This is a genomic window from Paenibacillus taichungensis (assembly GCF_003287275.1).
Classification (GTDB): Bacteria; Bacillota; Bacilli; order Paenibacillales; family Paenibacillaceae; genus Paenibacillus; species Paenibacillus taichungensis_A.
In genome coordinates, this window is sequence record NZ_QEVW01000009.1 from 328,376 (window position 1) to 340,556 (window position 12,181).

The 12,181-nt window shown below is 41.3% G+C and carries 7 protein-coding genes; 5 read left to right on the top strand and 2 right to left on the bottom strand.

Annotation, left to right across the window (positions count from 1 at the left end):
• Positions 1-598: 598 nt before the first annotated feature.
• On the top strand, positions 599-4,108 hold the full coding sequence (locus tag DC345_RS16290) for an SIR2 family protein (RefSeq protein WP_113053963.1): 3,510 nt from the start codon (positions 599-601) through the stop codon (positions 4,106-4,108).
• A 218-nt stretch (positions 4,109-4,326) separates the two neighbouring features.
• Positions 4,327-4,608 carry a DUF6809 family protein gene (locus tag DC345_RS16295; protein WP_113053964.1) on the top strand — a complete coding sequence of 94 codons (282 nt, stop codon included), beginning with the start codon at positions 4,327-4,329 and terminating at the stop codon, positions 4,606-4,608.
• A gap of 172 nt (positions 4,609-4,780) precedes the next feature.
• Here DC345_RS16295 and DC345_RS16300 read toward each other — a convergent pair whose 3' ends face one another.
• Complete coding sequence (locus DC345_RS16300) at positions 4,781-6,142, bottom strand: right-handed parallel beta-helix repeat-containing protein (protein ID WP_113053965.1); 1,362 nt, start codon at positions 6,140-6,142, stop codon at positions 4,781-4,783.
• 616 nt (positions 6,143-6,758) lie between these two features.
• On the opposite strand from DC345_RS16300, the gene DC345_RS16305 reads away from it, so the two are divergent.
• A complete protein-coding gene (locus DC345_RS16305; RefSeq protein WP_113053966.1) occupies positions 6,759-7,523 on the top strand; it encodes a hypothetical protein in 765 nt (254 codons plus the stop codon).
• Positions 7,524-7,607: 84 nt separating this feature from the next.
• A complete protein-coding gene (locus DC345_RS16310; protein ID WP_113053967.1) occupies positions 7,608-7,850 on the top strand; it encodes a hypothetical protein in 243 nt (80 codons plus the stop codon).
• 310 nt (positions 7,851-8,160) lie between these two features.
• Here DC345_RS16310 and DC345_RS16315 read toward each other — a convergent pair whose 3' ends face one another.
• On the bottom strand, positions 8,161-9,753 hold the full coding sequence (locus DC345_RS16315) for a catalase (protein WP_113053968.1): 1,593 nt from the start codon (positions 9,751-9,753) through the stop codon (positions 8,161-8,163).
• A 166-nt stretch (positions 9,754-9,919) separates the two neighbouring features.
• Between DC345_RS16315 and DC345_RS16320 the strand changes: the two genes are divergently transcribed.
• Entirely contained in the window at positions 9,920-11,902 is a 1,983-nt protein-coding gene (locus DC345_RS16320) for an ATP-dependent DNA helicase (protein ID WP_113053969.1), read from the top strand.
• The last annotated feature ends 279 nt before the right edge of the window (positions 11,903-12,181 follow it).

A 12,181-nucleotide genomic window follows, 5' to 3' on the forward strand; every position in this document is an offset into this window, starting at 1 on the left:
TGCTATTTTTAATAGTGGTAGTCATCAAGCCAGTTCGTTTATGAGCTGGTTTTATCTTGTCGCCTAACTCAGTTTTATTAATTGATCTGAGTAATAATTTAGGAGTGCAGTACGGAAGAAAAGCATTAGTTCCTAAAAAAGGTATTTTTATATAAAAGGGTTCTTTTGAATTAAAATACATAATGAACGCAACAGTGGAAAATGAAGATATACCGAAAACTTGGTATCCACGTACAGATGTTTGTAATACCGCTCTTTTTGAATTATTGTGTTTTAGAATATTGCTAATGCTTTTGATGAGTATCCTATTAACAAAAAAACTGAACAAAAATTTATAAAGATGAGCAAGGGACCGTTCTTGTTGCCTTGATTGATTGGATGCTTCTATGATCCCAAACAAGTGAGATGCTTTTTTGTAAATATGATTAAAAAGTTGAATTTTTCTTGCGCCACAAGAGTCGGTTTAATATTTCATATGTAAAAGTTGAGTAATAAAATGTGCCTAACTAGATTTTTTACAGATGCGAGATGGTAATAAATAGGATAGTATAAAGAATGAAAGAAAAGTTCCAATCATCTTTAAGCTACAGGGGGCATTATGAAACAGCAAATTATTGAGGCCATTAAAGAAAACAAACTATTATTGTTCATAGGCGCAGGATTTTCTCAGCCATTGAATTTTCCGAGTTGGAACGGGCTTATAAGCTTAGTATTGAAAGGGTTAGCATCAGAGGACGATAAATATAAGAGACTAGAAGACGTATTAGATACTGGTTTGTTCACCTCCTTAGAAGTATTGGACAAAATCAAAGACAAAAAGAAACAGGTATATGAAGTATTGTATCGTGAAATAGACAAGTCGCTGGATGGACTGAATCTTGAACTTCATCAAAAAGTAGGTAAAGTCTCCTCTAAAATCATTACAACTAACTATGACCGATTGCTCGAAACAGCGACAAATTTTAGAAAGGTTGTGTTTGACAATACTTTTCATATAGCGAATTTGCAAGACAAAGAAAATTTCCTGCTCAAATTGCATGGTTGCATAGAGAATCCAGAAAAATGTATTTTGTTTCAGGACGATTATGACCAATTGTATAAGGAGACAGCTGCGATTGAAAAGCTTAAAAATCTTGTCGCCGATCATACAATTCTTTTTATTGGATTCAGCTTGTCTGACGAATACGTTAAGAAGCAGTTTGAATACATTCATGCAATTTACAAAGGATTCTCTAGACAACATTACTATCTGACCGTAGAAAGTAATGCAAGTGAGATGCACGGAGTGCACCCTATTCTCCTAAATAATTGGAGTGAATTAGGTCCCTTTCTGGACAGTCTAATTGAAATTAAAGGAGCTTCAAGCCAAATTAGTGGAGCATCAGAAACTATAGTTGGCAATATAGCTCCAGCGCTTCCGTCTTTAATAGTCAAAGAAGTGTCAATTGCGTTGTTAATGGCCGCTCCTATTGACCAGGAGAATAAGCCATATTTTGAGAAGGTGACTAAGCACCTTGCTAAATTCAAGGTTACCATTGAGTGCTTCTACTTTTCTCTTGAGGTTTTAAGAAATTTGGAGGGATTCAACTATATTATCATTCTATCTCAGACAGTGAAGGATAAAATTGTTATTGAAGATCAGTACCTAAAGAGTAAACTGATTACATTAGAGGAGATAGAGGAAAATCTGATTTCGGATCTTCTAAAGGGCATATTTATCTTTACCGATAAGAAAACACAAATGACGACCCCGTCAATATCTATTCCATTGGCAGTCTTGTGGGAGACAGACTTAAGTAGCGTGTTCTTTAAGTTGTTTCAAAGGAAAACATTGAATAATTTCATAAACGGATTTATCGTAAATCTAGAAAAGTTTGATTTAAACTTGGTGGAAAAGGGGAATTCGAAAGTTGTAACACGAATTGACGAATCAAAACAAATTCTATCTGAAAATATTGATGCTAAAAATCTAGTTAATTTCGTTGGCCGCAAAACAGATATGGAGGATATTACGAGAAAAGTAATTGATACCAATAAGCAAGTTTTGACCATTAAAGGATCAGGTGGTATTGGAAAAACTACTACAGTTAAAAAAATCGCCATAGAACTATTTGAGAGAGGGTTCTATCTAGATGGAATTTATTTTATTGACTGTGAGTTCATCACACACTATAAATCTTTTGAATATAAGGTTGCACAATGTTTTGGTATTGAGAGTACAATTAATCTTAAAGAACATATTTTGCAAAATAACATTGAACTCGATGCCGTAATTATTATGGATAATTTCGAGACATTGCTTTATATAAAAGAAAGGGATGAAGTCAAAGCTCTTGTTGCTTTTTTATGTGATTATGTAAACATAGTTATAACATCTAGAGAATGGGTTCAATTGGAATTTGAGGAACGACATGAGATGAGAGCTTTTACAAATGAAGAAGCGTTTGAGTTGTTTGGAAAGTACTACAAATCGTCATTGAACACAGAAGAGATTAAAATACTCAAAGAGGACATATTGGGAAAACTGTTGAATAACAATCCTCTGGCAATCAAGATAACAGCCAGAAATCTCCCTAAGTCCAAAAACATGGCCGTTCTGAAGAAAGATCTTGAGGAGGATTTCTTTAACATTACGAAGGATGACTACGAGGATATTTTTGACGACGAGACTGATTCTAATATTGAACGTTCGAAGTCACTCTACCAGTCCATAGCTTATTCTTACAAAAGTCTGAAAGTTAATGAAAAGCTGTTGTTTGAATTGCTTTACTTATTTCCGGATGGTATCCACATGAACAATATAAAAAATTTTTTTTCACAAAGCGATTATAAGCGTGATTCCAAAAAGGTTACCGATCGTGAGATTACTTCATTAGAAAACAAATCGTTGATCGAAATCAACAGGGGGTTTATTAAATTACAATCAATTATAGGAAGGTTTGCCGAGCATCAGTTTGTTAAGAGGTCGGAGGAAGAAAAAGTTGATTTTTATAAACGAGCTTTTTATTATATGAATTTTCTAGGTAAGATGCTTTATAAAATGTATCATGCTGATCGAACACTTGGATTAAAAATCTTTGACCAAAACGTTGAGAACTTTATTAAAAGTTACAGTTATATAACTGCCTTTGACGATGATCAAGATGAGAAGATACAATTTATAGTAATAACTTATCAAATGTTTGACTTAATCCACCAAACTCAGCAATTTAGTGATAAAATCGAAAAAATAAAACATCATTTTGACGTGGCAAAGTCGAATGTTTTATTTGAGGTTATAGTAGCAAATGCTAAATATAATGAAGGTGATTTTGAGGAAGGGTACAATAGATTAAAGAAATCGGTCTCAATTGAAGAAATGTATAAACTTGATCATACTGTTGAATTGGAGAAGGATATTGTTAATTTAGCGCTTGAAATCTATATGTACAGTAATGTGAATGAAGTTAGAAAGTTTGTAAAAGAAAGCAATTTCCATAACCAGTGGAATATAATTCGATTATTATTTTACTCGGGGGAATATGGGAAGATAGAAGAATTACTGATTTCAAACAGAAAAAAGATTTCTCCATTTACATTAATGGAAATGAAGTTAAACACGAATAAATTGGAATATGATGAGTTGGAAACCGTTATAAGTAATAGTTTCTATAGAAAAGAATATACACAATTGATGCAAATTCATTACATTAAAGCAAAAATGATAAAATTAGATAAGAAAACTATAAATAGACTAGTTGTTACAGATAGATACACCTCGGGTCTTAAATCCTTAATGCTAGCTTTCATAGAGACAGATGAAAAGAAAACTATCAATTTTTATGAGAACGCGATCCATGATTTACAGTCGATTCGTTATTATTATACTGAAGCGATCTATTACTATTCTAAATTTCTACTCAATAACGGTTTAGACGAGGAAAAGAATTGGTTTAACAAAGGTCTATTACTTGCAGAACAGAATCATTATAGTTTTCTTCATCATAAATTTAATTGTCTACTTGAAGGACTTGAATTACCCTATATTGAATCTCAGTATATTTTGTCTGAGATGTTCCAGCTTGATAGCATTATTGGCCTAAATAAATATACTGATATCGAACCATAAAAATTAAGATAATTGGAACAATTCTAAACAGTCCTTCTGAGGAGTTTGTTTCTTCAACACGGAAGAGCGTTAAAGCAAGTTAAATGAACTGTATACTCACGTTTTATTGTAGTAACAAATTAACTGATAGATCTTAACTAACTACCTTAGTGAATTTTCCGCTAAAATCCAATATGAGTTCTTCTCTTAGGGTACAATCTTCGTGAGGTGACCTTACTATGAAGGAAAACATGTCAAACCTGATCGAAGATTTGTTTCACGGAAACCTGCGGTTGGACGAATCGATTCATCCTGAGCAGGCCGAGTATCAAGAGATCAATCGCCAAATATCGGACATGATGCAGATCTACAAAACAACTCTCACAGATACAGAATACGATGCTTTGGAGCAACTGATCGACTTGATCGGACAGTCCACATCCATGTATGTAGAAGCAGCGTTTGAGCAAGGTTTTCGTACAGGTGGTAAACTCATCATTGAGGTTTTATGCAAACCGTGAGTATGTATCAATCCATAAGTCAACAGGGTATGCAGCAACTCAAAAATCCCCTTCTCCAACACCAGCAATTCGGCTGGCATAGGGAAGGGGATTTCATGTTTAATCCGTTTCTTTTACTCTGCATGTGCGCTGAACACACATGTCTTACTCTAACTCCAAACTACACTACCGCTTACCGCGCCCCAATATTCGTACCCGATGGCGTACCCGAGCCGATCAAATCACTGCCTGTGGCAAGCTTCAGAAAGTTGCCCAGGACAGGCGTTCCGTCCGCGCTGCGCGTTACCGAAGGCACGAGAGAGACAAAGTCGGCTGCGCTGGAGAGCAGGCCTTTGTCGTTGACGCTTTTTTTGTTTTTCCACCAGACGTTGGTACTGCTGACGTCGGTTCCGCTGGTTTTGTCGCTGGCGCCGCCTTCAAAGGACAGGTTGTTGGTGAAAATGTGTGTGCCTACATCAAAGGCGAAGTTGCTTTGACCATTTTGCCAGGATGTATTATTTTTCATCTGAATTGAACCTGGGTTGCTGTTATAGGTGAAGCCGTGCTTTTTATTTTGAAAAGCAATACTGTTCTCGACAATGTGATTCACCGCGATTTTCTCGCCTCCCAGCTTGAAGCCGTTACCGTCACTGTTGGAGGTGGATGTACCATCCGAAGTCTGCCCGTTGTGATGGGCGATGCTGTTACGGATCGTGACGACGCCAATGGCGCCTGTGTCGGTTTTGCTATAGAGATCCCAGCCGTCATCCACATTATAGGCAGCGATACAACCATCGAACAGGTTGCCCGGGCCTACCGTCAATTTGGCAGCGAATCCGTCGGCATCCTCTCCATCATCCGGATCATAGTTATCATGGGAATACGAACGAATAATCTCATTATAGGCAGGCCACTCACTCTTGGCAGCAGTAGAGGCATAACGACCGAGCTGGATGCCAGTATCCCGGTTATGATGAGCTTCGATCTGTTCCAGGCGGTTGTAGCTGCCCCCGATAAAGATACCGTTGTCGCCCGCACCCTTCACTTCAAGCCCTTTGACGAGCCAGTAGTCTCCGAACATTTGCAGCCCGCGATTGGTGGAAGCGAATGCTTGGGCTGAGAAATCAAAGACAGGCTTTTCCGATCCGTACGCCACCAGATTTTTGCGCTGTCCAGATGTACCACTATTGCCTCGTTCAATCGTAACCGTTTCCGAGAAGTTGTAGGTGCCGCCGCGCAGATATATCGTTTTGCCCGGTGCGATTTGTGTCAGCGCGTTAGCCAGTGACGTAGGACTCGCGAGGGTTCCGGAATTGCTAGCCGAGCCGCCAGGAGCGACATATAGATCACCTGCAGCGAGTGCGGTGCTAGACACAGCAACGGATTCTGCGGGATTTTGCAAGCTGCTCTCGATCAGTTCTTCGGCACCAGCCGATCCACCACCAATCAATAATAGAGGGAACGCGGCGCTCAGACAGATATGGGCCATTTTCGATTTCAGTGAACGTTCAGTTCGTGCATGGACATGAGTAGATGCAGACGAGAATAATTTCATTACGCAAACCTCCTTAGTATTTGGGAAATGAAGTCCTAGAGGACACAGGTCCATGGTAAATGTTGTAAACGTTATCATCAATAATCATTTGATCAGATTATTTTGGATGTGGGCAAGAAGGGGGCTAAGAGGGCATGAGTCATCGGGAGTGATAATCCATTGTTCAGGTCTATCATTTGAATTCAACAGTTTATCGGCTTAATTGAACTCAGTTTCCCCTGTTTTGCTAACAGGGGTTGACTTTAGTTAGTGTACATACACAGGATTTAACCAAAGCAGTTGATGACAAAAGGATATCGATTCTTAGAAGGTCCCAGCTATGTGCGTACCTTAAACACTTTCTATCTGAGCTTTAATCATATGATGTGCTATAAATTATTGATGCGTAAGTCGTCTGTTAAACAAAATTAATCTACCAGATTATTACATAAAGGTTCCTTGTACCTATATAACTGGTTATCCAAATTATGATAAAATATAATCAACAAATGGAAAATCATAAAAGAATTTATTTGTACCTCTACATAGGCAATATTCTCAGAGAAGCTAATTGCGATATGAAATGCTGGCCAGCGTTCATATATATCTTAATTAAAGAGGATGGAGGTTTTATATTTTGAAGAAAAAGAAGTTGTTTGTTACTTTATTTCTTAGTGCATTTTTAGCATTCAGTCTAAGTGGATCGGTATTAGCTGAACAAGATGAAGCGCCTAAAGATCAAATAAGTATTAATAAATATACAAGTTTTGGATCTTTATCATACGAAGACGCCAATCAGAAAGTGTTCACTTTAACTGATAGAGAAAGTTTGGATCAACTCATCGCTGATGAAGAAATTGAGGTACCTGATGGCTATCAACTTACTTCTATAAATACAACAGTTCTTTATACAGAACCAGCTATTAACTATAATACGAATAGAATAGTTGATAATCCCGGAGACTCTATTGTTACACCAATGACGTCTTTTATCGTAAAATGGATAAGTAATGTAAGAACAATAGGAGACCGTTATTATGCAGATCAACCGTTATACAGTGATTGGTTCGAAGGCCCATTGCCAGATGGTTTTACGTATACTTTAAAAAACGTTGTTAATTCCGGATACAGTAGCAAATTTGGATTTAGCGCTAAGGAGGTTTCTGCCGAAGTTGGGTTTAATGCCTCAACAGGCCATGAAATTTCTAGAAACTTTAGAACTGAATCCGTTGCCAGTAATAAGAAATTAAACGTTAAGATTTTTACGAATTATTCGGTAAGACAGTTTGATGAGAATCGTTACTTGCAATCCGGAGGAGTAAAAGGGCCGACCAGTACAGAAAGCGGATCAGCTTGGAGGCCTGTAGGTTACATTGTTCAACAGCAGCAATATACAAAGTAACTATTTATCTCTCCCTGCAAACAAGGAAAAGTTCTCAGCCTTGTTTGCAGGGTTTAAACGAATTTGTCATAAGGGAGTTTTACTATGAGTAGACGATCTATTGGACTAGGGTTAATTATTGCCTCAAGCCTGTTTATCGGTTTGAATTTAATTTCAAATTCAATATTAATGTCAGGTACAGATGAATATCAGATGTTGCAAATAATATCTACGGAATTCACTTCGAAGATAGGTATTGTTTTGGGGTTAATTTTATTTGTTCTTGGTCTAGTTTATTTAATAATAGCTGAGGTATTTAAAAATTCCAAAAGAGAAGATCATGATTAGGGCCGGATATTTCAATAAATTACTCCAATACAACACTGCCAAAATAAGCAGTTAATAACAGAACTGAGAGGATAAAAATTACATAATTTAACTCAGGGATGTCATCTTTGGATCAGAGGAGAACGAGTCTTCCAACCTAGGAAAGGAAGATAATGGTTCACTAACTAAGACTTGTACATAAATTATCTGATACAAAAGATGTTGATATCAAAAATGCAGGTTTAAAAATTCCTTGAATTCATATATAACAAAAAAATTGTTGTAGGGAAGTCAGCGACCACGTTTAATTACGCAGCCGCTGGCTTTTTTCTTAATACGGATCAGCTTCATGGCTGCGCTTGGCAGCCTGTTCCACCGTGGGTTCATGCTTGGGCTGAACCGTGGGACTGTCATCTGTTGAGACGGAGGATAATCCTTCCGCTACCCGGCGTCCATAATCGGCATCGGCTTGTGTGAAATGGGAGATCATGCGCTCGCGGATATCCGGTTTGCATTGTGCCAATGCGCCGACCATGTTGCTGATTAGCTCATCCCGCTCCCAATCCTCGAACGCCCGGTACGTATCACCCGCTTGTCCAAAGTCATTGGTACGCTCAATCTTCTCACGAACAAGACGACCCTCAATGAGAGGTTCATGTTCCGGGCCGCGCGGTGCAGCTTCTTTAAGTCCACCAAGAGAGGATGGCTCGTAGTTCACATGCGGGTTCTGCCCCGGTGCACGATCGACCTGATATTGCATCTGTCCACCGCTCTGATTGGTGGCAACCCGATTTTTGGGTGCATTAACTGGCAGTTGCAGGTAGTTGGCACCCACCCGGTGACGCTGGGTATCCGAGTAGGAGAAGGTGCGGCCTTGCAGCAGTTTGTCATCCGAGAAATCCAGTCCATCCACCAGTACACCTGTGCCAAACGCTGCTTGTTCCACTTCATTGAAGTAGTCCTCTGGATTGCGGTTTAGCGTCATTTTCCCAACCGGCAAAAATGGAAACTGCTCTGGCGGCCACAGCTTGGTCGGGTCCAGCGGATCAAAATTCAGTTCGGGATGCTCGCCGTCCTCCATAACCTGAACGCACAGCTCCCATTCCGGGTAGTCTCCTTGTTCGATGGCGTGATACAGGTCGAGTGTGGCGTGGTTAAAGTTCTGCCCCTGAATATCACTGGCGTCCTTCTGGAGCAGGTTGCGTATGCCTTGATTGAGCGGTTCCCAGTGATATTTAATGAGCACGCCAGTGCCTTCCTGATTCACCCATTTGTATGTATTGACGCCCGACCCCTGCATTTGTCGATAGTTGGCCGGAATTCCCCAAGGGGAGAAGAGAAACGTAATCATATGGGTGGCTTCAGGACTGAGCGAAACGAAATCGAAAAACCGTTCCATATCCTGTGCATTGGTCAACGGGTCTGGCTTGAAGGCATGTACCATATCCGGGAACTTGAGCGGGTCACGAATGAAAAAGATTTTCAGATTGTTGCCCACCAGATCCCAGTTGCCGTCCTCGGTATAGAATTTCACAGCAAATCCGCGCGGGTCCCGAAGCGTCTCCGGTGAATGCCCACCATGAATAACTGTAGAGAAGCGAACGAATACGGGCGTTTCTTTACCTTTTTCCTGAAACAGACGTGCGCGAGTATACTTTGATACCGGTTTATCCCCGGCCGTTCCATAAGCCTGAAATACGCCATGGGCGCCAGCGCCGCGGGCATGGACAACCCGTTCTGGAATACGTTCGCGGTCAAAATGGGTGATCTTTTCAAGAAAATGATAATTCTCCAGCGTGGTCGGTCCCCGGCTGCCGACGGTTCGAACATTTTGATTATCCGTGATGGGATGGCCTTGCCGATCCGTTAATGTCTCGGGTGCCTTGTCTGAGGAATGCTCAGGTTGTGAAGAATGGTTATCCATGGAGTACCACCTTTCCTTAGGTTGGATTTCTGTATATATTTTCCCTGTGGTCCGGTTCTATACATAAAATTTCGCAAAAAAAGCTTGTCACCCACCTCATGGCGTGGGATAATTAACTTTTGCCCTATGGACGGTTTTTAGATAAAAATGCACCACTTATAGAAGAATGGAGGCTGACCCAGGATTGTCTACACAACGTTATCCTTTCGCATATGATCCGGCTGAACCTTTTGTATCCCGTTTAGGGGAATGGGTTGCCGATGTTTTTTACGATATTTTGCCAGAGTCTGGCTTCGAGGTACGGGATGAACAGATTTTTATGGCGTATCAGCTCGAACGGGCCTATGGAGATAAAAAGACCATTATGGCTGAGGCTGGTGTGGGAACAGGCAAGACATTAGTCTATCTGCTCTACGCGGTCTGTTATGCACGTTATACGGGTAAACCGGCAGTAATCGCCTGTGCGGATGAGTCATTGATTGAACAGCTCGTGAAGGCCGGCGGAGATATTGCGAAGCTGGCTGCACATCTGGATTTGGAAGTGGACGCACGTCTGGGCAAGTCACCTGACCAATACGTCTGTTTGAACAAATTAAGTGCGATGAGATTTGCGGATGAGGATGCGCCTGTCATTGAAGAAGTGCATGAAAGCCTTCCGGATTTTGTGAATACGCCGGGTACGCTTCAGGCTTTCCATCCGTATGGTGACCGCAAACAGTATCCACATCTGAATGATCGCCAGTGGAACAAAATTAACTGGGACCCGTTCCAGGATTGCTTCGTTTGTCCCAAACGTCAACGCTGTGGCTTGACGCTGTCGCGTGACCACTATCGTCGTTCCAAGGACATTATTATCTGTTCCCATGATTACTACATGGAGCATGTGTGGACCTATGAAGCGCGCAAACGCGAGGGACAATTGCCACTGCTGCCAGATCACAGCTCGGTTGTATTTGATGAAGGACATTTGCTGGAAGAAGCGGCCCTGAACGCACTGAGCTACAAATTGAAACACCGCATCTTCGAGGAACTGGTTACCCGTCTGCTTGAAGGGGAGATTCGTGAATCCCTCGCCGAGCGTGTGGATGAAGCGATTGAGAGCAGTGAGCGACTGTTTGCGTTGCTCGATACGTATACGGTAGCCATTCCCGGATCGGAACGGAAAGAAGTGAGGGTAGAACCGCCGCTGCTGCGTGAGATTGAACGTCTGACCAGCGTATTGGATGCGATCGGCGAAGAATTAGTATTTGAGAGCGGATTGTTCTCACTGGATGGCTATCAGATGCGTGTAGTGGAAGAACATTTGGACATGATTCAGTCTGCACTTGCGTTGTTCCGTAAGGAAGATGGGTACATCTGCTGGGCTGAAGAGAGCGAAGACGAGATAACCTTATCGATCATGCCGCGTACCGTGAAGGAAATTCTGAACGAGCGTGTGTTCAATACAGGCATTCCGATTGTCTTCTCATCCGCAACGTTATCTGTGGACAGTTCATTCCGTTATGTGGCAGACAGTCTGGGGATTGATGATTTTGTATCGTTCTCCGTGGCTTCTCCATATGACTACGCGGACAAAATGCAGATGAAGATTACAGATGAAACTGTACCTGGTCACCCAGAAAACGAAAATCGGATGCGTGACGCCGTGACGCTGCTTCAGGAGAGTGGGGGTCGTGCCCTGATTCTGTTCCGTACGATGGAAGAGTTGCGTGCATTCAAGCAGGACATCGTTCATGTCCCTGAGGCTCAAGGGTTACGCTTTATGTATGAGGGAGATCGGGAGATTAGTGACCTGATTGCCGCTTTCCAGGAGGATGAGGAAAGTGTGCTATGCTCCGTCAATCTGTGGGAAGGTCTGGACGTTCCGGGACCGTCATTATCCAATGTTATGATCTGGTCGCTCCCGTATCCACCACAAGACCCTGTATTTAATGCAAAACGTACAGCGTCAGCGGCACCTTATGAAGAGATCGATCTTCCATATATGCTGCTGCGTGTGAAGCAAGGTCTGGGACGTTTGATTCGGACAAGCAGTGATTCGGGTACCGCCGCCATTCTGGATGAATCGTTGTACAGCAAAAAGGAAGCCAAAGACCGCATTGCGGCTCTGCTCCCCGAAGGTGTAGAATGGACAACCCTGACTCATTAACCAGCTTACGTTAAATGTTCTGCTTTGTTTTTGATGATAAGGCTTCTTACCAAAATAAGTTCTTGTTCTCTGTGGATTCATCATCCGTAAGTGAGCAAGAGCTTATTTTGATGGTTCCTCTGATGTACTTCTCTTCCCTTTTTTCGAGGAATTTTCTCTCGCTCTCAGTCGCTCCAACATTCTAACGAACCTACCGCACCTTATTAGAGCGATCATTAAGAGATGTAAATTCTAACGAATCTCAGTAACGTTATCCCGTCCGAAAGTGGCGTTTCAACC